The organism is Pseudomonas sp. PA-1-3F (genome assembly GCF_021609665.1).
Lineage (GTDB): Bacteria > Pseudomonadota > Gammaproteobacteria > Pseudomonadales > Pseudomonadaceae > Aquipseudomonas > Aquipseudomonas paracarnis.
This window is the reverse complement of the sequence record NZ_WJZD01000052.1, coordinates 12628-35115: the sequence shown is the minus strand read 5'-3', so window position 1 is coordinate 35115 and position 22488 is coordinate 12628. Positions and strand designations below refer to the sequence as shown.

Genomic DNA, 22488 nt, shown 5'->3' with positions numbered 1-22488 from the left:
GATCGGCTTGAAGGAAGAGTACCCAGGCACGACTAACCCGTTCCCGTGGATGAGCGAGATCATGGACTTGAAGAAAGAGAAGAACTTCTTCGAGACCCGTGTGATCGAGTATCAGACCGGCGGCGCGTTGAGCTGGGACTGAATCAACACGAACCAATAAATGTGGGAGCGGGCTTGCCCGCGATAGCGCTGTATCAGTCACGGATGTACCCACTGACACACAGCTATCGCGGGCAAGCCCGCTCCCACATTGGCTATTGATGATCCATAGACTTTGCAAGCAAGCCTTTATGCCCAACCAAACCATCAAAACCCCTTGCGTCGGCCTGTGCTCCACCGTCTACGGTGACCTGATCTGTCGGGGCTGCAAGCGCTATCACCACGAGGTGATCCAGTGGAATGGCTATAACGCCGAGGAAAAACAGGCGGTGTGGCTGCGTCTGGAACAACTGCTGGTACAGGTAATGGCCAGCAAGCTGGAAGTGTTCGACCCGCACTGCCTGCGACAGCAGTTGGAAGCGCGCAAGATTCGTTTTATGCCGCACCAGTCGCCGTATTGCTGGGCATACCAGTTGATTGCGCGGGGTGCGCGGGTGATTTCCAGGCTGGATGCCTATGGTTTGACGCTGTTACCGGAGTTTCGTGAACGCCACCTGGCAGATTTGCGCGATGCGATAGATCGAGAGTTCTTTTTGCTGTCCGAGGCACATTACGAACGCTATATCGCCCCGGTTTTCTTGAAAGAGTCATTCGGGCCGGCGCTGATTGCCACGCGCTGACCCAAATCGCAAACACTGCGGGAACTGGCCATAGGTATTTACATTACTGCGGTACAACGCTGGACCTGTGGCGAGGGAGCTTGCTCCCGTGACGGCCCTGACAGCCGACGATGATCCAACTCACGCTCCGCGATCCAAGGTAGATAAGCGTCGACCATCAGGCCGTCATCGCAGGCAAGCCAGTTCCCACCCAATTGTGTTTAAAATGCCGCCCGCCCGATGACTGACGCTTAACGATGAACCCAGACGCACTCGCTACCCTGCACGCCCACTTGCTCACTGCCCTGGCTGACGCGCCTGCGGAAACCCGGCGCCTGTTCCATGGCCGTGGCCGTTGCTGGCCGGGCTTGGAACAACTGACGGTGGACTGGCTGCAAGGGGTGGTGCTGGTTGCTTTGTTCAAAGAAACCGAGCACTTGGATGCCCTGAAGCACACGCTGTTGCAGATCGAGTGGAGCCGTTTCGGCGTGCACACCGTGGCCCTGCAACACCGCTACCTGCCGCAAAGCACCACCGAATGGCTGGTGGGCGACGCCATCGACGAACTGACCATCACCGAGGGCGGCCTGCGCTACCTGATCGACCTGGGTAAAAAACAGAACAGCGGGCTGTTCCTCGACATGCGTTACGGGCGCAACTGGGTGCGCGAACAAGCCCACGGCCAGCGTGTGCTGAATTTGTTTGCCTATACCTGCGGTTTTTCCGTGGCCGCCATCGAAGGCGGCGCCGACCATGTGGTGAACCTGGACATGGCCCGTGGGGCCCTAAGCCGTGGCCGCGACAACCATCGCCTGAATGGGCACGACCTGAGCCGGGTGAGTTTCCTCGGCCACGATCTGTTCAAGTCCTGGGCCAAGGTGACGAACAACGGCCCTTACGACCTGGTGATCATCGACCCGCCCTCCTTCCAGAAAGGCAGTTTCTTGCTGACCAAGGATTACCAGCGCGTGCTGCGCCGCCTGCCGGACTTGCTCAGTGCCCACGGCACCGTGCTGGCATGCATGAACGATCCGGCCTTCGGCGAGGACTTCCTGATCGACGGCGTGACCCGCGAAGCACCGGGCCTGCGGTTTGTACAGCGGCTGGAAAACCCACCGGAATTCCCTGACATTGACCCACAGAGTGGGCTAAAGGCCCTGGTGTTCCGTCAGGGCTGATGCCGAAACATCCTACGCTTGCTACGCTAACGGATACGCCGGGCGGTGAACCTTATCCTCCCCTTCCCGGTCGATACCTGCATTCCCTGGCCAGACTCGACGGCGCTACGTCGTCGGCTGCCCCGTTTGACCTTTTGGAGAACCGCCCGTGATATCGACCCTGCATGTAGCCAGACTCAAAGCCTGGGGCGCCCACGGCTTTACCGCCACCGGTGTGGTACTGGCCTTTTTGGCCACCCTGGCGCTGCTGGAAAACTCCCCCAAGGCGTGCCTGTTGTGGCTGGGCCTGGCACTGGTGGTGGATGGCGTCGACGGCTCGCTGGCGCGACGGGTGAATGTCAGCACGGTGCTGCCCAGCTTTGACGGCTCGGTGCTGGACCTGGTGATCGACTACCTCACCTACGTGTTCATTCCTGCACTGTTTATCTACCGCTACATCGACCTGCCTGATTTCACCCACCTGTTTGCGGTGTCGGTGATTCTGGTGTCGTCGCTGTTCTGCTTTTGCAACGTGAACATGAAGAGCAAGGACAACTACTTCGTCGGCTTCCCTGCCGCCTGGAACGTCGTTGCCCTGTGCGTCTATATCATCCAGCCGGATGCGTGGGTCACCTTGCTGACCGTGATCGGCCTGGCGCTGTTGACCGTCACGCCGATGAAGTTCCTGCACCCGTTCCGGGTCAAGCGCTTCATGCCGATCAACATCGCGGTGACCACCATCTGGCTGCTGTGCAGCTTCCTGATGGTGGTGGATTACCCAAACACCAACCCTTGGACATTTGGCCTGTGGTCGCTGATGTCGGCGTACTTCCTGGGTATCTGCATCTGGCGCACGGCCGTGGAATGGCTGGGCGCGCACAAATAACAAGCGGGCTCGGTAAAAAATGTGGGAGGGGGCTTGCCCCCGATGGCGGTGTGTCAGTCAGCTTATTGGTCACTGACACACTGCTATGGGGGCTTGCCCCCTCCCACATTTGAGTCACATCGCAGTAAGATGCTGGCCTTCTGCGGCCCTCCAACAATAAGCCCTGCCCATGCCCTTCGAACTCAGCGTTGACCTCACCACCCTGGCCATCCTGGCCGTTGTCGCCTTTATCGCCGGTTTTATCGACGCCATCGCCGGCGGTGGCGGTTTGTTGACCACGCCCGCCCTGCTCACCGCTGGTATGCCGCCGCACCTGGTGCTGGGCACCAACAAGCTCAGCTCCACCTTCGGCTCGGCCACCGCCAGTTTTACCTTCTACCGGCGCAAGCTGTTCCACCCACGCCAATGGGTGCACGCCATCGTCGGTACCTTGATCGGCGCACTGACCGGCGCGGTCGTCGCCCATTACTTGCCTGCCGAAACCCTGAACAAGATGCTCCCGGTGATCGTCTTCGCCTGCGGTGTGTACCTGCTGTTCGGTGGCACGCCCAAGGCGCCACTGGACGCCGAGGCACCGATCAAAAAGAAATGGCAAGCCACCCAGGGCTTTGGCCTGGGTTTCTACGACGGCGTGGCCGGGCCCGGCACGGGGGCGTTCTGGACGGTCAGCACGATGCTGCTGCACCCCATCGACTTGGTGAAGGCCAGCGGCGTAGCGCGCAGCATGAACTTCGTCAGCAACGCGGCGGCGCTGACGGTGTTTATCATCAATGGTTCGGTGGACTGGATTGTCGGCCTGGCGATGGGGGTATCGGTGATGTGTGGCGCGTTCTTTGGCGCACGCAGCGCGATCAGCGGCGGCGCCAAATTCATTCGCCCGGTGTTTATCGCAGTGGTCCTGGGCCTGACCGTGCGCCTAGCCTGGCAGCACTGGTTCAGCGTGGCCTAAACGGCGGGCCACGTAGAGGTCGATGAGGTAACGCGCAATCGAGCGTGACGCCGGCAACGGCGGTAGCTCGTGGATATTGAACCACTGCGCGTCCTCGATCTCGTCGGCCTGGGGCACGATATCGCCACCGGCGTATTCGGCGTGAAAGCCCAGCATCATCGAGTGAGGGAACGGCCAGCATTGGCTGCCCATGTACTGGATGTTCTTGACCTCCAGTTGCACCTCTTCACGCACTTCACGGATCAGGCAGTCTTCGGCGGACTCCCCCGGCTCGGCAAAACCGGCCAGGGTGCTGTAGACCCCGGTGACGAAACGCGGCGAACGCGCCAGCAGGATGTCATCGCCACGGGTCACCAGCACGATCATGCTCGGTGAGATCCGTGGGTAGCTGCGCAGGTCGCAGGCCTGGCAATACATCGCCCGCTCCCTCGGCACCTGTACCATCGCCTGGCCACAACTGCCACAAAAACGGTGTTCCCGCGCCCAGGTACCGATCTGCGCGGCGTAGCCCAGCACCTTGTACAAGGTGTGATCACCTTGCAGCATAAAGCCACGCAAGCCCTGCCAACTGCACCCTGGCACATCAGCCGGCGAGTCGAGTTCCAACAGGTACACCGGCTCGCCGTCGAGGTGGCCGATGCCGTGTTCGGCAAACACCGGCAGGTCCTGGCGCTTGAGCCATTCGCGCGGGAACAGCGGGCCGTTGGTGTCGTGTAAGAAGCCTTCGCGGCTGCGGGCGACCGCCCAGCCGCCGGGGGCGTCGTTGTCCAGCAGCGTTGTGGTAATCCAGCCTGGGGTCATGTCAGTCAATCCACGAATTCGGGTTTCTGCTTACTCATATGGGCCGCAATGGCCACGCGCAGGTCATTGGATTGCAACATAGCCGAGTTCCAGGTGGCAACGTATTCCAGGCCGTCATTGACTGTGTGGTCACGCATGTAGCTGATCATGGCCTTGGTGCCGGTCACGGCAATCGGCGACTTGGCGGCGATTTGATGGGCCAGGTCCATGACACCCGCCAGCAGGCTTTCATGATCGGCAAACACGCGATTGACCAGGCCGATGCTGCGCGCTTCTTCAGCGCCGAACTGACGGCCGGTGTAGGCCAGTTCACGCAGCATCCCGTCGCCAATAATGCGCGGCAGGCGTTGCAAGGTGCCGACGTCGGCGGCCATGCCGATGTCGATTTCCTTGATCGAGAATTGCGCGTCCTCGGCTGCATAGCGCATGTCGCACGCGCTGATCAGGTCGATGGCGCCGCCAATGCAGTAGCCCTGGATCGCCGCCAGCACGGGCTTGCGGCAAGTGTCCACGGCGTTGAACGAAGCTTGCAGCTCGAGAATCTTGCGGCGCAGCAGGCGCGCATTGCGACCCACGTCCTTGCCAAAATCATTGGCGATCGAGGCCAGCATCATCAGGTCGATGCCCGAGGAAAAATGCTTGCCCGCGCCGCTGAGCACCACGGCACGCACGGCGTCGGTCTCGTCGACCCATTGGAAGATGTCGATGATTTCGGTCCAGAACGCCGCGTTCATGGCGTTGATCTTTTCCGGGCGATTGATCTGCACATGGGCAACGTTGCCGCTGAGTTCGACAACGAAGGCTTGGTATTCGGACATGGCAGTGATCCCTGACTGGCGATTGAGAAAGGCCAGACTATATCAAGGGTGCGCCACGGCGCATCGGCCAAAAACGGGACTGGCCACGGTGAGGGAAAAGACGCTGGATAAAACCCGATGCACAGGCCATCCTTTGCGCTTTAAGCCGCGCTGTGCGCGGCGCTCGACGTTTTAAGGAAATGCCATGCACGCCCAACCACTCGCTCCCGCCGATTTCGAATTCATTGACGCCACCTTGCTCAAATACGGCGAAGACCACTCGGTGCTGAACATGGCCGAACTCGACGGTTATTTCACCGCCCTGGTTTCCAGCCCGGCCAAGGTGGATGTGGCCGAGTGGTTCCCGGCGATCTGGGGCGGGCAAAACCCTGAATGGGACAACATGGACGAGGCCCAGGCTTTTCTCGAGCTGTGTGTACGCCATATGAATACCCTGGCCGCGCAATTGGCCACTGACTCCCAGGCATTCAAAGCCCGTTTCGATGAAACCGAACATCAAGGCCAGGCGGTGACCCTTGCCGAGGAATGGTGCTTTGGTTATGTGCGCGGTGTGGCGATAGCCAACTGGCCGCCATTGCCCGCTGTACAAGCCGGGCAACTGGAGCGGATTTCCTGCTGCGCCGAACAGGACAATTTCGAACTGCCGGCAGACCTGGATGTAAACGCCCATCAACTGCAGGTCAGCGAAATCGAACCGGCTGCGCGGGCGCTGCATGACTACTGGCTGAGCCAGCGCTAAGGCAGTAGGAGCGAGCTTGCTCGCGAAAAACTTCCAGGCGCCGCGTTCATTCAGGAAGCACGCTTATCGTTGACGTTTTCGCGAGCAAGCTCGCTCCTACATTAGGGACGCAGCGCATGCCAATAAATCACGCAGATCACCCACTCACTCGACAAGCATGGCGTGTTTGCCTGATGATTCGGGTCCGCACGTCGGCCACTCCACGCCACCTTGCCTTGACCAGGAGCCTTGTACCTTGAGTTCGCAGAAAACCGTGACCGTTACACCGCCCAACTTCCCCCTCACTGGCAAGGTCGCGCCCCCCGGCTCCAAATCCATTACCAACCGTGCGCTGTTGCTCGCGGCACTGGCCAAGGGCACCAGCCGTTTGAGCGGTGCGCTCAAAAGTGATGACACGCGCCACATGTCGGTCGCCCTGCGGCAGATGGGCGTCACCATCGACGAGCCGGACGACACCACCTTTGTCGTCACCAGCCAAGGCTCGCTGCAATTGCCGGCCCAGCCGTTGTTCCTCGGCAACGCCGGCACCGCCATGCGCTTTCTCACGGCTGCCGTCGCCACCGTGCAAGGCACCGTGGTACTGGACGGTGACGAGTACATGCAAAAACGCCCGATCGGCCCGCTGCTGGCCACCCTGGGCCAGAACGGCATCCAGGTCGACAGCCCCACCGGTTGCCCACCGGTAACGGTGCATGGCGCGGGCAAGGTCCAGGCCAGGCGTTTTGAGATTGACGGAGGCTTGTCCAGCCAGTACGTATCGGCCCTGCTGATGCTGGCGGCGTGCGGCGAAGCGCCGATTGAAGTGGCGCTGACCGGCAAGGACATCGGCGCCCGTGGCTATGTGGACCTGACCCTCGATTGCATGCGTGCGTTCGGGGCCCAAGTAGACATCGTGGACGACACCACCTGGCGCGTGGCCCCCACGGGCTATACCGCCCATGATTACCTGATCGAACCCGACGCTTCCGCCGCCACTTACCTGTGGGCCGCAGAAGTACTGACCGGTGGCCGTATCGATATTGGTGTAGCCGCGCAGGACTTCACCCAGCCCGACGCCAAGGCACAGGCCGTGATCGCGCAATTCCCGAACATGCAGGCCACGGTGGTGGGTTCACAAATGCAGGATGCGATCCCGACCCTGGCGGTGCTCGCCGCATTCAACAATACCCCGGTGCGCTTTACTGAACTGGCGAACCTGCGCGTCAAGGAATGTGACCGCGTGCAGGCGCTGCACGATGGCCTCAACGAAATTCGCCCGGGCCTGGCGACCATCGAGGGCGATGACCTGCTGGTCGCCAGCGACCCCGCCCTGGCTGGCACCGCCTGCACCGCACTGATCGACACCCACGCCGACCATCGCATCGCCATGTGCTTTGCCCTGGCCGGGCTGAAAGTCTCGGGCATTCGCATTCAAGACCCGGACTGCGTAGCCAAGACCTACCCTGACTACTGGAAAGCGCTGGCCAGCCTGGGCGTTCACTTAAGCTACTGACACACAAACCTGTAGGAGCGAGCTTGCTCGCGAAAAACGTTAACCAAAACGCGTGTTTGCTGAATGAATGCGGCGCCTGTGAGTTTTTCGCGAGCGAGCTCGCTCCTACAACTGAACCTTGCCGGGAGCGTCAATGACCCTTCGCCAACCCTGCCCACCCGGCGCCTGTGTCTGCAACCGTGAACAACTGCTGGAAGCCCCCGGCGCTGATTTGCGCATTCTGCAACTGACGCGACAGCAGGAAAAAATCCTGCTGGAGCGCCTGGAAAACCTCAAGAGCCTGCAAGACCTCGAACACCTGCAACAGCGGATGTACGACCAACTGGGCATCCGCGTACACATCGCGCCCGGGCATACCGAGGTCAAAAGCATGCGCGGGATCCAGATCGTCATCGACGAACTGCCGGGCATGTGCCGCAAGACCCGCCAGTCGATCCCCGCCTCCATTCGCCGTGGCCTGGAGAAAAACCCAGAGATTGCCTACCGCTTGCTCGACGCCCACGACCTGTTTCGCGACGCTTGAATTATCCCGCGACGGCCTCACGCTCAAACAACCCCTGCCCCACGGTCCGGGCCTTGTGCAAATGCGCCTGGGCCGTGCCACTTTCCGAGTCCAACAACAACTCGGAAGTGAGTACCCGCGCCCCGCAATAATCAAAGATGCCGTAGTCGATCTGGGTATTCATGGCCTTGGCATAACCGTGTCGATCGAAGGCGCTTTCGTCAGCCGCCCCCAGGGCCAGCACATGCACGTGCAAATGCCTGAGTTTCTTCTGCACCGGTGTATCGGGGCCGTAATCAATCGCCCAGCCATTGACGAATACGCGGTCGACCCAACCCTTGAGCAACGCCGGCATCGACCACCAGTAGATGGGGAACGCCAGCACCAGCGCGTCGGCGCGGTCTATGCGGGCCTGTTCGGCCACCACGTCGGCTGGCGGCGTCGCCCGAGTACGGTGCACCCGATGGTCGGCCGCGCTGTAGCGTGGGTCGAACCCTTCAGCGGCAAGGTCGGCTATTTCAAAGGTGTGGCCAGAGGCGCTCAAGCCTGCACCCACCTCGGCGGCCACGCTATGGGTAAGGGATTGTGGGTCGTGATGGGCAACAACGATCAGTGCGTGCATGACTTTGACTCCGTTTCGGCTTAATCTACTTTTAGTAAGTTACGTCGAATAAGTTACTTTTGGTATATAAGCATGTCAAGCAATGAATCCCCTGCCCCCCGTCGTCGTTTGTCCCGTGAAGATCGCCTGCGCCAGTTACTCGACGTGGCCTGGCAATTGGTGCGTGACGAGGGCACCGACGCCCTGACCCTGGGCCGCCTGGCCGAGCTGGCGGGCGTCACCAAACCAGTGGTGTACGACCACTTCGCTACACGCGCGGGTTTGCTGGCCGCGCTGTATGCAGACTTCGACGAACGCCAGGACCAGGTGTTTGCCAATGCCATCGCCACCAGCAACGCGACCCTTGAGGAGCGTGCGTGGGTCATCGCGTCGTCGTATGTCGATTGTGTGTTGTTGCAAGGTCGGGAAATACCCGGGGTGATTGCCGCCTTGAGCGGTTCGCCGGAGTTGGAAGCATCCAAGCGCGAATACGAGGCGATCTTTCTCGATAAATGCCGAGATGCGCTGTCGCCCTTCACCCACGGCGGCAGCATCTCCCAGGCCGGGTTGCGCGCCATGCTCGGCGCGGCGGAAGCCCTGTCCCATGCGGCGGCCAATGGCGAGATCAGCCGGGAGGAAGCTCAGCAGGAGCTGCTGGAGACTATCCTCGGGATGGTCAGGCGCGTCAGGCCGTAGGCAGACGGCCCTGGACGAACAGTTGCGCCTTGCGCGTCAACTGGTCCAGGTGCCGATCACGCTGTTTCTCTGCGTCGACCATGGCGCGCTTGCCGTGTTTTTGCAGCAGGTAGGTGTGGATCTGCCGCACTTCCAGCGAGCTGTAGATTGAGGCCACATCCAACACGCCCATCAACCCATCGGTGCCGTAGTTGCGGGTGTTCATCACGACCTGGGTGCCACGCGCACCGCGTACCTGGAAACCCATGGCTTCGAACACCGCAACCTTCTCTACCGCACAGGCCAGTTCGGCGTGGGGATAACGCGCCAACACTTCGTCCATCATGCTGCGTGCCACACCCTGGCGACGAAAGCCCGCCTGCACCGCCATAAACGCGATGCCACACGCGTGCGGATCATCCTTCACCGGCAGATACAGGCAAAAACCCACCACCGTCTCGTCTTCCATCGCCACGACCAACTCGACGGCGATGCCCTTTTCGCCATTCAACGCCTCAAGGTACAGGTGCACCTCAAACCCGATGGCGTACTGGTAGATGCTGTAGAGCAGATTGCTCGGTGCCAGCGCTACGCTGCTGATATCGGTGAGGTTGTCCACCACCATCTGCAGGATCTGGCTGTTGACCGGTTCGGGGCACGGCGTGGTGTAGCGGGTAAGGCTGAACATGCAAATTCCTGGGGTTTCGCGTCAAGGCAGCGGCGATTGTACCTGTTGCGCGCCGCTCATGGCCCGCACACCTCGCGCAAACATGCGCGCAGCCAGCGATGGGCCAGGTCGGCGTCCTGTCGCGGGTGCCACAGCATCGCCACGGTAAATGGCGGCAATGTCACCGGTAGCTCAAAGCAGTACAAGCCTCGAGGCGGCACTGTGATATAGCGCTCAGGCACGCTGGCGATCAGGTCGGTATCACGCGCCAGGGCGATGGCCGTGTTGAAACCGGCGACCACGATGCCGACCTGCCGAACCAGACCTTGCGCCTCAAGGGCCTCGTCGATCTGGCCACGGTCCTGCCCACGCCGCGACACGTAGACATGTTGTCCCTGGGCGAAACGCGCTGCGCTAAGAAGGCCGCGGCTCAGAGCATGGCCCTCACGCACCACGCCCACCAGGCGGTCACGGAACAGCGCCTGGGTCAGCACCTCCGGGCTGGCGCCGGCATCGACCACACCGGTTTCCAGGTCGACGACACCGTCGCGCAGCAACGCACTGTGCTTGTCGCTCTTGTGCACGAAACGCAAGCGCACCCCTGGGGCGTCCTGGGCGATACGCGCCAGCAAGGCGGGGCCGAAGCGTTCGACGAACTCCTCGCTAGTGCGCAGGGTGAAGGTGCGCACCACCTCACCCAAGTCCAGGGTGTTTGCCGGGCGCAATACCGCATGGGCGTCCTGCACCAATTGGCTGACCTGTTCACGCAATTGCAACGCCCGGGGCGTCGGTACCAGGCCGCGCCCGGCACGTACCAGCAGCGGATCGCCAGTGGCTGCACGCAAACGCGCCAGGGCCCGGCTCATGGCCGAAGGGCTCAGGCGCAGGCGCTGGGCGGCGCGAGCGACGCTGCCTTCGGCAAGCAACACGTCCAGGGTGATGAGTAAATTGAGGTCGGGCATGGGGGCTCCTTATCAGGCGCTGGATGCAGCTATAACCTGCAACCCATGCGTCTTCCGCCATCTTAGGCGACGCCGTAGATTTGCGACAGGTGCATTCACTCAAGGAAACGCGCATGCAAACCTCCACACGCGGCGGCCTGATGGCCTTGTCGCTGTCCATGTTGCTGGCCGCCCTGGGCACCAGCATCGCGAATGTCGGCCTGCCCAGCCTGGCGCACGCCTTCGGGGCATCGTTTCAGGCCGTGCAGTGGGTGGTGCTCGCCTACCTGCTGGCCATCACCGCCGTGATTGTCAGCGCCGGGCGCCTGGGTGACCGTCTGGGGCGCCGGCGCTTGCTGCTGGCCGGGTTGCTGGTGTTTGCCCTGGCCTGCGCCGGGTGTGCCGCCGCGCCAACCCTGTCCTGGCTGATCGGCGCACGGGCATTCCAGGGCCTGGGCGCGGCGATCATGATGGCGATGACCCTGGGCATGGTCGGTGACACCGTCACGAAAGCGAATACCGGCCGAGTCATGGGCCTGCTCGGCACTATGTCGGCACTCGGCACGGCCATAGGGCCGAGTGTCGGCGGAGTATTGCTCAGCCTGTGGAGCTGGCGCGCACTGTTTCTGATCGGCCTGCCCTTGGCGGGTGTGGCTGCCGCCCTCGCCTACCGTTATTTGCCGGCGGATGCTAACGCCCGCGAAGCTTCGCCAGGCGATACACTCTGGGCGTCCCTGCGCGATGCGCCGTTGCGCGCCGGCCTGGTCATGAGCGTTCTGGTGTCGGCGGTGATCATGGCCACGTTTGTGGTGGGCCCGTTCTACCTGTCCCGTGGCCTGGGCCTCGATCCCGCCTGGATGGGCTTGGCCATGGCCGTCGGGCCAACGGTCGCGGCGGTTACCGGTGTACCGGCGGGTTACCTGACCGATCACCTCGGCAACCAACGCCTGACCCTCGTGGGGCTGAGCGTGATGCTGTGCGGGGCCCTGTTGCTGTCGCAGGCGTCCGGGCTTGGTGTTTATCTCGCGGCGCTGATCGTGTTGACAGCCGGCTACAGCCTGTTCCAGGCGGCCAACAACACGGCGGTAATGAGCGATATACAGGCGACACGCCGAGGCACAGTGTCCGGCCTGCTGAATCTGTCGCGCAACCTGGGCCTGATTTTCGGCGCCTCAGCCCTCGGCGCGGTGTTCGCCCGCGCCACCCCGGATGTCAGCCACGCCGCGCCCCAGGCGGTGGAAGTCGGCTTGCACGCGACCTTCGCCATGGCGGCAGGTTTGATACTGCTGGCCATTTTGGTGAAGGTCTTGGTCTGGCGCGATCAGGGCGCGAAACACTCGGCATTCAAGAACTGAGCAAAAAAGTTCGGACCAACGGGTGCATGGACGCACCTGGATCGCGCATCATGGGCACTTTCAAGCTCAAGGGTAACGTCCATGCGCGTTCTGTCATTGATGATGGGTCTTACGACGCTGGCCGCCACTACGGTGTTCTGCGCCAGCGCGATGGCGAATGAAGAAAGTCAGTTAGTCCAACAGATCAACCAATACCGCAGCCAGGTGCAACGCTGCGGTGACCAGGGTTCCCAGGAGCTGCCGCCGCTGACCAGCGATACACGGCTGGTGTTGCCGGCCTCCAATGTCGGCGATTTGCAGCAGTCGCTGGCGCGGGCTGCGTACCCGATGGTGAACGTGCAGGCCATCAGCCTGTCCGGGCCCAAGGATGCCGAGGCCGCGATGAAAGCGGTGCGCGAGAGCTTCTGCCGCGTAGTGCTCGATCCGCAATTTGTCGACATCGGGGTCAGCAACAGCGGCCAGGACTGGCGCATCGTGCTGGCTCGCCCGTTGGTGACCAGCGGCCTGGGCGATTGGCAGACCGAAGGCAGAAAACTGCTCGACCTGATCAACACCGCCCGTGCCGAGCCGCGCCAGTGTGGCACCCAGGCGTTCACCGCCACGGCGCCCCTGTCGTGGAACGACACCCTGGCCGGCGCAGCCAACAGCCATACCCGCAACATGGCCAACGGCAATTTCTTCGACCACCTGGACCCCGACGGCCGTACGCCCGGCGACCGCGCCGAGTTGGCGGGGTATATCGCGAAGAATATTGGTGAAAACATCGCCGCCGGCCTCGACACGCCGCGCAAGGTCGTCGACGGTTGGCTCGCCAGCCCCGGCCACTGCGCCAACCTGATGAACCCGCAATTTCGCGAATTGGGTGCCGCCTACGCCATGGACCCCAAGAGTGACGCGGGCATCTATTGGACGGGCTTATTCGGCACGCAATAAGGTTGAGCGCCGGCCCAACCCGGCCAATAATGACGGCGTGCAAATAGACAATGAAATCAAAGTGCTATCAGGGAGATAATTGCGCTGAACTGAATGAGGTCATTCCGGTCTGTTGCTAGTCGGCCTGACTCTTCAAAGCTAAACAATACGTAGCAAGCAAGGTGTGAACCCCATGATGAATTGGCTGCAAGGCAGCAGCGAAATGGCAGAGCGGGTTCGTCAGCACGATTGGGCCAATACGCCCCTGGGGCCACTTGAACACTGGCCCGATGTGTTGAAGACAACCGTTGCGCTGTGCTTCGCGTCGAGTTTCCCCCAGGCCATCGTCTGGGGGCCTCAGTTGATTACTCTCTACAACGACGCGTTCACGCCGATCCTGGGTAGCAAACCCGACGCCTTGGGCCGCCCGTTCAACGAGATCTGGCACGAGGTGTGGGACGATATCAGCCCTATCGCCGACGCCGCGTTCGATGGGCACGCCACCTATATCGAAAACTTCCCGCTGTTGATCCAACGCAACGAAGCGCCGGAACAAGCCTATTTCACCTTTTGCTACAGCCCGATTCGCAATGCCCAAGGCGTGGTGGTCGGTTTGCTCGACACGGTGACCGAAACAACCGCCACGGTATTCCTGGCCCGTCGCCTGGCAGTGCTGGACGCCATCGGCAACAGCGTGGTCAATGCCACCGACGCCGAAACCATCCTGACGTCTACGACCCGCCTGCTGGCCGAACATCTGCAGGTATCCATCTGTGCCTACGCCGACATGGACGAGGATGAAGATGGCTTTACCATTCGCGGCGACTGGTCGGCGCATGGCTCGCCGAGCATCATCGGGCATTACAGCCTCGCGGCGTTCGGGGAATGCGCGGTCAACTGCCTGCGTGCCGGCGAGCCACTGGTGATACGCAATAATCTGATCGAGTTGCCGCCCCATGACGCCGCGAGCTTCCAGGCACTGGGGGTGACAGCCACTATTTGCATGCCGTTGATCAAAGACGGGCGGCTCACCGCGCTGATGGCCGTGCACGACAAACTGCCGCGCTTTTGGTCATCCTATGACATGGCGCTGGTGGGCGAAGTCACCGAGCGTTCCTGGGCGCATATCGAGCGCGTACGCGCCGATGCCGCCGTGCGCGAGGGCCTGGCCGCCTATACAGAGCTCAATGCCAGCCTGGAACAGCGCGTGAATGAGCGTACCCATGCGCTGGCCGAGGCCGAAGCCGCACTGCGCCAGTCACAGAAACTGGAGGCCATCGGCCAACTGACCGGCGGCGTCGCCCATGACTTCAACAACCTGCTGACCATTATTCGCTCGTCGGTGGACTTCCTGCGCCAGCCCGGCCTGTCCGAGGAGCGTCGGCAACGCTACATGTGCGCGGTGTCCGACACCGTCGAGCGGGCCAGCAAGCTCACCAGCCAACTGCTCGCCTTTGCCCGGCGCCAACCACTGAACCCGCAGGTGTTCGATGTCGGCCAGCGCGTGCAAAATATCGGCGAGATGCTCGAGAGCGTTACCGGTGCACGCATTCATGTGCAGGTTAAATTGCCCGATCAGCCCTGCTATGCGCGCATCGACCCCAGCCAGTTCGAAACCGCACTGATCAACATCGCCCTCAACGCCCGCGATGCGATGGACGGCCAGGGTACCCTGACCCTCAAAGTCGCCAGCGAGCAAACGCTGCCACGTATTCGTGGGGATGCCGAGTCGTGCATGCCCTACATCACCATTTCCCTGGCCGACACCGGCAGCGGGATTCCCAGCGACACCTTCGAGCGCATCTTCGAGCCGTTCTTCACCACCAAGGCCGTGGGCAAAGGCACCGGCCTGGGCCTGTCGCAGGTATTCGGCTTTGCCAAGCAGTCAGGCGGCAATATCGATGTGGCCAGCACCCTCGGCCAAGGCACGGTGTTTACCTTGTATCTGCCGCAAGTCGAAGGCGAAGCGGTGCCGGATCAACACACCCCTGCAGATCTGCCAGCGCCGCAGGAGGCTGCTCATCAACATGTGTTGATCGTTGAGGACAACTTAGAGGTGGGACGCTTCGCCAGCCAGATCCTCAAGGACCTGGGTTACCAGACCACCTGGGCGACCAATGCCGAACAGGCGCTGAACCTCGCTGGCAATGACGTCCAGGGGTTCGACGCGATTTTCTCCGACGTGGTGATGCCCGGCATGACCGGGGTGGCCATGGCCAGGTTGCTGCGCCAGCGCCGCCCCGACCTGCCCGTGGTACTCGTCTCTGGCTACAGTGAGGAACTGGCAGACAGCGGCTACGAAGGCTTTGAGTTCCTCGCCAAGCCCTACTCCGCCGACCAAGTTGCGCGGGTGCTGGCAAAGGCGATGTGCAAGGATCAGTCGACGACCGCTACCTGATTGCGACCCGATGCCTTGGCCTGGTACAGGGCCTTGTCAGCGCTGTTCATCAAGGCGTTCAAATCCAGAGGCTGAGTGCAGGTCGATGCTACGCCCAGGCTTGCGCTCACCCCTTGTACCGGGTCGGCGGGCAAATCATGAATCGTCTGGATCAACTCCTCGGCGATGCTGCGTGCGGTCTCCAACGAGGTATTGGGCAGCAATACCGCAAACTCTTCGCCCCCCAGGCGACCGTAGATATCGGTCTGGCGAAAGGACGCACTGATCACCGCGCCAATCTGGCGCAACACCTGGTCGCCGGCCTGGTGGCCGTAGGTGTCATTGATGGCTTTGAAGTGGTCCATGTCCATCATCAATGCACACAGCGGCTGCTGCTCGCGAAGGCACTGGGCATACAGCAATTGGGCCTGTTCGTAGAACGCCCGACGGTTCATCAGCCCGGTTAACTCATCGGTCTGGGCGGCACGGTTGGAAATATGATGAGCGCGCTCCATTTGCCTCGTCAGACGGAAGGCTTTTTCCAGGGCATCGGACAGCTTGCGCGTCGCACCGACCACAAACGAAGCAAACACCAGCACCGCCAGCGCCACGCCAACCTGCATCGGAGAAGGCTGAAACAGCATCCATACCGTGCAGGGAAGCAACACCAGCGCCATCGAGCCCAGCGTCATGTAGCGATAGGCTGAATAACAGGACACCGCGCTGACCGACATGCCCACGGTAAACAGCATCACCAGCACCTGGGACAAGCGGTCATCGACCGGCATCACCGCCAGAGCACCGCCGCCCCAGATACCCGCCGACAGCATCAGCGTGACCCAGTAGTGGCGCTCCCAACGGGCGGGTGTGCGCCCCACGTCAGGGCAGCGAAACCATTGCACAAACAGATGCAGGCGCACCAATGACGAGCCCGCCAGCAGTACCAGCCACACCAGGATGACCTGCTGATCGAATCGATCCCAGCACAGCCAGCAGAGCATGACGGCGCCCAGGTAGCTGCCGAAGATCGCCGAGAATGATTGACGAAAGAGCTGGTGCAAACGGTCGGTTCGCACCTGCTCTTCGATGGAGTGACCCTGATCTTGCCCGAGGCTATGCATGGGGTTGGCCTGTTTGACCGGCGACGGCAAAAGCGCCATTGTGGCACCTTGCCAGCAAGCCGAACAGCGGCATACGCCGCGCTAGAGCGTTTCAGGCTGTTGAGGTCGCAAAATCAGCACGCCCAGGGGCGGCAGGTTCAACGACAGCGACACCGGTTGCCCATGGCGCGGCTCATCCTGGGTAAACACGGCCCCGCCATTCCCGTAATTGGAGCCCGCGTAGGTATCGGCATCACTGTTGATCACCTCACTCCACCGCCCGCCAAACGGCACACCGACTGCGTAGCCTTCACGGGGCACCGGGGTGAAGTTGGCAACCACCAACACCGGCTTGCCGTCCTTGCTCCAGCGCAGCCAGGCGTAGACGCTATTGATCGCGTCATCACCGATCAGCCATTGGAAGCCCTGGGGCGCATCGTCCTGTTCGTGCAGCGCCGGCTCTTCGCGGTACAGGCGGTTCAAATCGCCTACCAGCTTCTGCACCCCACGGTGCTCGGGGTACTGCAGTAAATACCAATCCAGTTGCTGATCGTGGTTCCACTCGCGCCATTGGCCAAATTCGCAGCCCATGAACAGCAACTTCTTGCCGGGGTGCATCCACATGAAACTGAGGTAGGCGCGCAGGTTGGCAAATTTCTGCCAGCGGTCGCCGGGCATCTTGTCGATCAGCGAGTGCTTGCCGTGCACCACCTCATCATGGGAAATCGGCAGGATAAAGCGCTCCGACCAGGCGTACACCAGCCCGAAACTCAGCTCGTTGTGATGATGGGCGCGGTACACCGGGTCTTGCTGGATGTAATGCAGGGAGTCGTGCATCCAGCCCATGTTCCATTTGTAATTGAACCCCAGGCCACCCTGTTGGGTAGGCTGGCTGACGCCTGGCCAGGCCGTGGACTCTTCGGCAATCACCAAGGCGCCCGGGGCTTCAAGGGCAACCACGTCGTTCAGGTGCCGCAAGAAGTCGATGGCTTCCAGGTTCTCGCGACCGCCATGGCGGTTGGGCACCCATTCACCGGCCTTGCGCGAATAATCGCGATACAGCATGGAGGCCACTGCGTCCACGCGCAGGCCATCGACGTGGAAATGCTTGAGCCAGTGCAAGGCCGACGCGAGCATGAAACCGTGGACCTCGGTGCGGCCCAGGTTGTAGATCAGCGTGTCCCAGTCCTGGTGAAAGCCTTCCAGGGGGTTGGCGTATTCGTACAGCGCGGTACCGTCAAATTGCGCCAGGCCGTGGGTATCGGTGGGGAAATGCGCGGGTACCCAATCAAGGATCACGCCGATATCGGCCTGATGGCAGGCATTGACGAACCAGGCAAAGTCTTCCGGCGAGCCAAAGCGAGCACTGGGGGCAAACTGGGATAACGCCTGATAGCCCCAGGAGCCACCAAAGGGGTGTTCCATGATCGGCATCAGCTCGATATGGGTGAAGCCCAATTGTTGAACGTAAGGAATCAGCCGCTCAGCCAGTTCGCGCCAGCCATATTGACGGGCCACTTCACCGGCCTCGTCCAGCTCGCACTGCCAGGACCCCACATGCAGCTCGTAGATCGACAACGGCGCGGTCGTTTTCTGCTTGTCTCCCCGCGATTGCATCCACTCATGGTCCTGCCAATCCACTTGCAAAGGTGCGGCGACCTTCGAGGCGGTGTCCGGCGGCAGTTGGGTGGCCAGCGCCACAGGGTCGGCCTTGAGCGGCAAAATGCCGTGGGCACCGAGAATTTCATACTTGTAGGCCGCGCCCGGCTGCAGGCGTGGGATGAAGATTTCCCACACGCCCGATGGATGGCGCAGGCGCATCGGGTGGCGGCGCCCGTCCCAGATATTGAAGTCGCCCACCACCGAAACCCGCCGTGCATTCGGCGCCCAGACGGCAAAGCGCACGCCTTGCACGCCGTCAACGCTGACCACCTGAGCCCCCAGGCAGTTGCCCAGGTCACGATGATTGCCTTCGGCAAACAGGTACAGGTCCATTTCCCCCAGCAGCAATTGGCTGAAGCTGTAGGGGTCTTCGGTGATCTGCTCACCGCCGGCCCACTGGATTTTCAGCAGGTAGGGCTGGCGAGTGCTGAAGTGCCCGACAAACAGGCCCGGCACCTGGGTGGCGTCGAGGCTGCCAACCGGCTCGCCCGTGTCACGCGCCAGTACTTGGACACTCAGGGCCTCCGGCAGGAACGCGCGGATAAACTGGCCGCCCTGCTCGTCATCATGGGGCCCCAGGATCGAAAAGGGATCGGGGTGCTCTGCGCGCACCAGCGCATCGACGTCCTTGGACGCCGGCAATGCAGTCAACTTGGGCTGCAGCGGTTCTCTCTGTGTAAAACTCATGACGTCTCCCCACCGCGTACAGGTTTAGATATAGGTGTCAGCCCGCTCAGCAAGCCGTGCAGCCCTTGCAGGGGCACCGGCAGCCAGGTCGGGCGGTTTTCTGCTTCGTAGGCCACTTCGTACGCGGCCTTTTCCAGGCTGAACAAGGTCAGCGCTGCGTCTTGGCCGTTGGCATCCTGCCAGTCATGCGCCAGTGTAGACGCAGCGGCCTGGTAAGCCTGGGTAAATGCTACGCGGGCTTCATTCAGGTAGCGGTCGGTCACGCGTTTACGCGCAGCGTTCGCTTCTGGCGTGTGATCCACCCCCTGCACATTCAGCGCCATCGCCGCGGCATAATCGAAGGAACGCAGCACACCGCTCACATCTTTATAAGGGCTGTGTTTGCCGCGCCGCTCATGCAGCGGCCGCGCCGGTTCGCCCTCGAAGTCGATCAAGTAGGCATCACCCTTGACCACCAATACCTGGCCCAGGTGCAAGTCACCGTGGACGCGAATGCGCAACCCGCCCGCCGTGGCTTTGGCCAACGCCTGGACATGCGCCGCGATGGCTTTTTTCTGCGCCAGTAATTCACTGACCAACGCCTGGTCGGCGGGGTTCAACTGGCTTTGATTAAGCTTGAGCAACTGCAAGGCGCGGTCGATCTGGGCGCCGACATCCTTGGCCCAGGCTTGGGTGTCTTTGGCTGTGGTGGGTTCGGGTTTGAAAGCCTTGTCGGCGGTTGGCGCACCCAACACCAGGTGCATTTCACCCAGGCGCTGACCGAGCAAACCGGCAAAATCCGCCAGTTCGCCGAGGGCGTTGTAGTGCTGTTCCTGTTCAGAGATCGCGTCGGCCAGCTCATCGCGGATCGCGCGCTCCAGGTTGTTCTGGGTCCAGCTCCAGGCATCGCCCTGATTGCTCAGGTAACCCTGGGCAATCATCAGCAGGTTGTCCTGCCCCTGCCCGTCGCGGCGGCTCATAAAGCCCAACAGCGGCGAGATATTCGGGTAGCCGGCGGCGGTCAGGTAGGCACTCATTTCCAGCTCCGGGTGCACACCGGCGCTGACTTTACGAATCAGCTTGAGCACCAGGCTGTCACCGACCACCACCGAGCTGTTGGACTGCTCGGCAGACAAATAACGCACCGGCGATTCACGGGTCAGTTGCAGTGCGGCCAAGTGCTCAGTCGCCTCGAACCGCAGATCGCCGTCAGGGGTATTGAGCACGGTGCCGGCCTGCATGGCCTGGATCACCTCAAGGATAAAATGCTCAAGGCTGAAGGCATCGGTCACCAAACCTACCTGGCGGGTGCGTCGTACTCGGGCCAACGCCAATTGCTGGGGCAAGGCGCTGGTGAACTGGTCTTCGCCAAGGAAGCCCAAGGGCAGTTGGTAGCGGCTGACCTGGCCAGCACTGGTCACTTCGATCTCGCTGAGCAACACCGGATGCTGCGGGTCGCCAAAACGCACGCCATAAGCGATGTGCACCGTGTCGATTGCCGTATCTTTGCCGGCAAACCAGCGACGCTTGGGCAGCCAGGCGGGCAGTGAAGTCTGTTCCAGGCTGGTGCGGCAAGGTTCTTCCAGTAACTCTTCCATGCGTTTTTTCAGTACCAAAGTGGTGAAGTCGGGCATGCTTTGCGCCGGTTCCACATGCCAGCTGGGCATCTGGTTTTCCGCTGCCAGCACGAACCAATAGAAACCATAGGGCGCCAGGGTCAGCAGGAAATTCAGCTGGCCGATCGGCGGGAAGGCATTACCGCCGAGCATCTCTACCGGCACCATGCCGGCAAAGGCCGACAGATCCAGCTCCGCCGCCTGGGCGCTGCGCGACACATTGGCTACGCACAGGATGATCTCGGTGTGGCCGTCTTCGCCGGTGTATTCACGGGTGTAAGCCAGGATGCGCCTGTTAGTCGGCGAGAGCATCTTCAGGCTGCCACGGCCAAACGCCTTGGACTGCTTGCGCACTGCGAGCATGCGCCGGGTCCAGTTGAGCAATGAGTGCGGGTCCTGGGCTTGGGTCTCGACGTTGACCGACTGGTAACCGTATTGCGGGTCCATGATCGGCGGCAACACCAGGCTGGCCGGGTCGGCACGGGAAAACCCGCCATTGCGGTCGATGGACCATTGCATGGGCGTGCGCACGCCGTCACGGTCGCCCAGATAGATGTTGTCGCCCATGCCGATTTCATCGCCGTAGTACAGGGTCGGCGTGCCCGGCATCGACAGCAACAGGCTGTTGAGCAATTCCACCCGCCGACGATCCCGCTCCACCAGCGGCGCCAAGCGTCGCCGAATGCCCAGGTTGATACGGGCGCGGCGGTCTGCGGCGTAGTAGTTCCACAGGTAGTCGCGCTCTTTGTCGGTGACCATTTCCAGGGTCAGCTCATCATGGTTGCGCAGGAAAATTGCCCACTGGCAGTTGGCGGGAATCTCCGGGGTCTGGCGCAGAATGTCCGTGATGGGGAAGCGATCTTCCTGGGCCAACGCCATGTACATGCGCGGCATCAGTGGAAAGTGGAACGCCATGTGGCATTCATCGCCGTCATCACCCTTTCTGTCGCCAAAGTACAGCTGCGTGTCTTCGGGCCACTGGTTGGCTTCGGCCAGCAGCATGCGGTCGGGGTAATGGGCGTCGATCTCGGCGCGGATCTGCTTGAGGACGTCGTGGGTTTCCGCCAGGTTTTCGTTGTTGGTGCCGTCCCGTTCGATCAGGTAGGGAATGGCGTCCAGGCGCAGGCCGTCGATGCCCAGGTCGAGCCAATAGCGCATCACCGACAGCACCGCTTTCATGACCTGCGGGTTATCAAAGTTGAGGTCGGGTTGGTGCGAGTAAAAGCGGTGCCAGAAGTACTGGCCGGCCACCGGGTCCCAGGTCCAGTTGGACTTTTCGGTGTCGAGGAAAATAATGCGTGTGCCGTCGTATTTCTGGTCATCATCCGACCACACGTAGAAGTCCCGTGCGGCCGAGCCTGGCTTGGCCTTGCGCGCGCGCTGGAACCAGGGGTGCTGGTCGGAGGTGTGGTTGATCACCAGTTCAGTGATCACGCGCAGCCCGCGTTGGTGGGCTTGGGCAATGAAGCGCTTGGCGTCGGCCATCGTCCCGTAGTCGCTGTGCACGCCGCGGTATTCGGCAATGTCGTAGCCGTCATCACGCCGGGGAGACGGGTAGAACGGCAGCAGCCAGATGGTGTTCACGCCGAGGTCGGCGATGTAGTCGAGCTTGGCGATCAGCCCGGCAAAGTCACCAATGCCGTCGTTGTTGGAGTCGAAATAGGATTTGACGTGAACCTGGTAGATCACCGCGTCTTTGTACCAGAGCGGGTCTTTGATAAAGGTGGCTGCCTTGGGTTTCTTGGCCATTGCAAACTCCTGAAAATACAAAGTTCTCGAGGATCGTTCCCACGCTCCGCGTAGGAACGCAGCCC

The 22488-nt window shown here is 61.6% G+C and carries 19 protein-coding genes and 1 pseudogene; 12 read left to right on the top strand and 8 right to left on the bottom strand.

Features of this window, described 5'->3' with window-relative positions; genetic code table 11:
* The 5 genes and pseudogenes from GIV26_RS25610 to GIV26_RS25590 form a co-directional block, all read left to right on the top strand.
* A pseudogene (locus tag GIV26_RS25610) lies at positions 1-142 on the top strand (ribonucleotide-diphosphate reductase subunit beta); the annotation flags it as partial.
* A 148-nt stretch (positions 143-290) separates the two neighbouring features.
* Positions 291-779 carry a DUF1289 domain-containing protein gene (locus tag GIV26_RS25605; protein ID WP_236282718.1) on the top strand — a complete coding sequence of 163 codons (489 nt, stop codon included), beginning with the start codon at positions 291-293 and terminating at the stop codon, positions 777-779.
* Positions 780-1015: 236 nt separating this feature from the next.
* The gene (locus tag GIV26_RS25600; RefSeq protein WP_060764630.1) at positions 1016-1936 is read left to right on the top strand and encodes a class I SAM-dependent methyltransferase; all 921 of its coding nucleotides are present in this window, start codon (positions 1016-1018) and stop codon (positions 1934-1936) included.
* Between the two features lie 148 nt (positions 1937-2084).
* Positions 2085-2801: a phosphatidylcholine synthase gene (gene pcsA, locus GIV26_RS25595; RefSeq protein ID WP_003191017.1), complete on the top strand. Its 717-nt coding sequence runs from the start codon at positions 2085-2087 to the stop codon at positions 2799-2801.
* A gap of 169 nt (positions 2802-2970) precedes the next feature.
* On the top strand, positions 2971-3750 hold the full coding sequence (locus GIV26_RS25590; protein WP_019816888.1) for a TSUP family transporter: 780 nt from the start codon (positions 2971-2973) through the stop codon (positions 3748-3750).
* On the opposite strand, the gene nudC is transcribed toward GIV26_RS25590, so the two are convergent.
* Both nudC and GIV26_RS25580 read right to left on the bottom strand, forming a co-directional pair.
* Positions 3718-4551, bottom strand: coding sequence for an NAD(+) diphosphatase (gene nudC / locus GIV26_RS25585; protein WP_034127621.1), 834 nt, complete (start codon positions 4549-4551; stop codon positions 3718-3720). The two genes, GIV26_RS25590 and nudC, sit on opposite strands and share 33 nt — an antisense overlap.
* Before the next feature lie 5 nt (positions 4552-4556).
* On the bottom strand, positions 4557-5369 hold the full coding sequence (locus GIV26_RS25580; RefSeq protein ID WP_034127622.1) for a crotonase/enoyl-CoA hydratase family protein: 813 nt from the start codon (positions 5367-5369) through the stop codon (positions 4557-4559).
* A 184-nt stretch (positions 5370-5553) separates the two neighbouring features.
* Here GIV26_RS25580 and GIV26_RS25575 point away from each other — a divergent pair, with 184 nt between their 5' ends.
* From GIV26_RS25575 to GIV26_RS25565, 3 genes are all read left to right on the top strand, one after another.
* Positions 5554-6108 carry a UPF0149 family protein gene (locus GIV26_RS25575; RefSeq protein WP_057977255.1) on the top strand — a complete coding sequence of 185 codons (555 nt, stop codon included), beginning with the start codon at positions 5554-5556 and terminating at the stop codon, positions 6106-6108.
* A gap of 235 nt (positions 6109-6343) precedes the next feature.
* Positions 6344-7600, top strand: coding sequence for a 3-phosphoshikimate 1-carboxyvinyltransferase (locus GIV26_RS25570; RefSeq protein WP_034127624.1), 1257 nt, complete (start codon positions 6344-6346; stop codon positions 7598-7600).
* Between the two features lie 133 nt (positions 7601-7733).
* Complete coding sequence (locus tag GIV26_RS25565; protein ID WP_034127625.1) at positions 7734-8123, top strand: hypothetical protein; 390 nt, start codon at positions 7734-7736, stop codon at positions 8121-8123.
* 1 nt (position 8124) lies between these two features.
* Here GIV26_RS25565 and GIV26_RS25560 read toward each other — a convergent pair whose 3' ends face one another.
* Positions 8125-8724 carry an NAD(P)H-dependent oxidoreductase gene (locus tag GIV26_RS25560; RefSeq protein WP_236282716.1) on the bottom strand — a complete coding sequence of 200 codons (600 nt, stop codon included), beginning with the start codon at positions 8722-8724 and terminating at the stop codon, positions 8125-8127.
* A gap of 72 nt (positions 8725-8796) precedes the next feature.
* Here GIV26_RS25560 and GIV26_RS25555 point away from each other — a divergent pair, with 72 nt between their 5' ends.
* Positions 8797-9399, top strand: a complete 603-nt coding sequence (locus GIV26_RS25555) for a TetR/AcrR family transcriptional regulator (RefSeq protein WP_236282714.1) — start codon at positions 8797-8799, stop codon at positions 9397-9399.
* Here the strand turns inward: GIV26_RS25555 and GIV26_RS25550 are convergent.
* Complete coding sequence (locus GIV26_RS25550; RefSeq protein ID WP_236264412.1) at positions 9389-10066, bottom strand: GNAT family N-acetyltransferase; 678 nt, start codon at positions 10064-10066, stop codon at positions 9389-9391. The genes GIV26_RS25555 and GIV26_RS25550 overlap by 11 nt on opposite strands.
* A 56-nt stretch (positions 10067-10122) precedes the next feature.
* Positions 10123-11007: a LysR family transcriptional regulator gene (locus GIV26_RS25545; RefSeq protein WP_060764635.1), complete on the bottom strand. Its 885-nt coding sequence runs from the start codon at positions 11005-11007 to the stop codon at positions 10123-10125.
* A gap of 113 nt (positions 11008-11120) precedes the next feature.
* Between GIV26_RS25545 and GIV26_RS25540 the strand changes: the two genes are divergently transcribed.
* The 3 genes from GIV26_RS25540 (at position 11121) to GIV26_RS25530 (ending at position 15651) form a co-directional block, all read left to right on the top strand.
* Positions 11121-12341 carry an MFS transporter gene (locus GIV26_RS25540; RefSeq protein WP_236282712.1) on the top strand — a complete coding sequence of 407 codons (1221 nt, stop codon included), beginning with the start codon at positions 11121-11123 and terminating at the stop codon, positions 12339-12341.
* A gap of 81 nt (positions 12342-12422) precedes the next feature.
* Positions 12423-13274: a CAP domain-containing protein gene (locus tag GIV26_RS25535; RefSeq protein WP_014718680.1), complete on the top strand. Its 852-nt coding sequence runs from the start codon at positions 12423-12425 to the stop codon at positions 13272-13274.
* Between the two features lie 172 nt (positions 13275-13446).
* A complete protein-coding gene (locus GIV26_RS25530) occupies positions 13447-15651 on the top strand; it encodes an ATP-binding protein (protein ID WP_236282710.1) in 2205 nt (734 codons plus the stop codon).
* On the opposite strand, the gene GIV26_RS25525 is transcribed toward GIV26_RS25530, so the two are convergent.
* The 3 genes from GIV26_RS25525 to treS are packed head-to-tail and all read right to left on the bottom strand — an operon-like array spanning position 15630 to position 22423.
* Entirely contained in the window at positions 15630-16790 is a 1161-nt protein-coding gene (locus tag GIV26_RS25525) for a diguanylate cyclase (protein WP_442962922.1), read from the bottom strand. The two genes, GIV26_RS25530 and GIV26_RS25525, sit on opposite strands and share 22 nt — an antisense overlap.
* Before the next feature lie 42 nt (positions 16791-16832).
* Positions 16833-19079 carry a 1,4-alpha-glucan branching protein GlgB gene (gene glgB / locus GIV26_RS25520; protein WP_236282708.1) on the bottom strand — a complete coding sequence of 749 codons (2247 nt, stop codon included), beginning with the start codon at positions 19077-19079 and terminating at the stop codon, positions 16833-16835.
* Entirely contained in the window at positions 19076-22423 is a 3348-nt protein-coding gene (gene treS / locus GIV26_RS25515) for a maltose alpha-D-glucosyltransferase (RefSeq protein WP_127881363.1), read from the bottom strand. The genes glgB and treS overlap by 4 nt, the downstream gene beginning before the upstream one ends.
* Positions 22424-22488: the final 65 nt, after the last annotated feature.

What these genes read in the sequence shown, in the direction of transcription:
- GIV26_RS25565 (WP_034127625.1), top strand. Translation starts at nt 7,734, where the DNA reads ATGACCCTTCGCCAACCCTGCCCACCCGGCGCCTGTGTCTGCAACCGT.
- GIV26_RS25540 (WP_236282712.1), top strand. Translation starts at nt 11,121, where the DNA reads ATGCAAACCTCCACACGCGGCGGCCTGATGGCCTTGTCGCTGTCCATG.
- GIV26_RS25535 (WP_014718680.1), top strand. Translation starts at nt 12,423, where the DNA reads ATGCGCGTTCTGTCATTGATGATGGGTCTTACGACGCTGGCCGCCACT.
- GIV26_RS25605 (WP_236282718.1), top strand. Translation starts at nt 291, where the DNA reads ATGCCCAACCAAACCATCAAAACCCCTTGCGTCGGCCTGTGCTCCACC.
- GIV26_RS25580 (WP_034127622.1), bottom strand. Translation starts at nt 5,369, where the DNA reads ATGTCCGAATACCAAGCCTTCGTTGTCGAACTCAGCGGCAACGTTGCC.
- GIV26_RS25555 (WP_236282714.1), top strand. Translation starts at nt 8,797, where the DNA reads ATGTCAAGCAATGAATCCCCTGCCCCCCGTCGTCGTTTGTCCCGTGAA.
- GIV26_RS25525 (WP_442962922.1), bottom strand. Translation starts at nt 16,790, where the DNA reads ATGGCGCTTTTGCCGTCGCCGGTCAAACAGGCCAACCCCATGCATAGC.
- GIV26_RS25550 (WP_236264412.1), bottom strand. Translation starts at nt 10,066, where the DNA reads ATGTTCAGCCTTACCCGCTACACCACGCCGTGCCCCGAACCGGTCAAC.
- glgB (WP_236282708.1), bottom strand. Translation starts at nt 19,079, where the DNA reads ATGAGTTTTACACAGAGAGAACCGCTGCAGCCCAAGTTGACTGCATTG.
- treS (WP_127881363.1), bottom strand. Translation starts at nt 22,423, where the DNA reads ATGGCCAAGAAACCCAAGGCAGCCACCTTTATCAAAGACCCGCTCTGG.
- GIV26_RS25600 (WP_060764630.1), top strand. Translation starts at nt 1,016, where the DNA reads ATGAACCCAGACGCACTCGCTACCCTGCACGCCCACTTGCTCACTGCC.
- nudC (WP_034127621.1), bottom strand. Translation starts at nt 4,551, where the DNA reads ATGACCCCAGGCTGGATTACCACAACGCTGCTGGACAACGACGCCCCC.
- GIV26_RS25575 (WP_057977255.1), top strand. Translation starts at nt 5,554, where the DNA reads ATGCACGCCCAACCACTCGCTCCCGCCGATTTCGAATTCATTGACGCC.
- GIV26_RS25530 (WP_236282710.1), top strand. Translation starts at nt 13,447, where the DNA reads ATGATGAATTGGCTGCAAGGCAGCAGCGAAATGGCAGAGCGGGTTCGT.
- GIV26_RS25590 (WP_019816888.1), top strand. Translation starts at nt 2,971, where the DNA reads ATGCCCTTCGAACTCAGCGTTGACCTCACCACCCTGGCCATCCTGGCC.
- GIV26_RS25545 (WP_060764635.1), bottom strand. Translation starts at nt 11,007, where the DNA reads ATGCCCGACCTCAATTTACTCATCACCCTGGACGTGTTGCTTGCCGAA.
- GIV26_RS25560 (WP_236282716.1), bottom strand. Translation starts at nt 8,724, where the DNA reads ATGCACGCACTGATCGTTGTTGCCCATCACGACCCACAATCCCTTACC.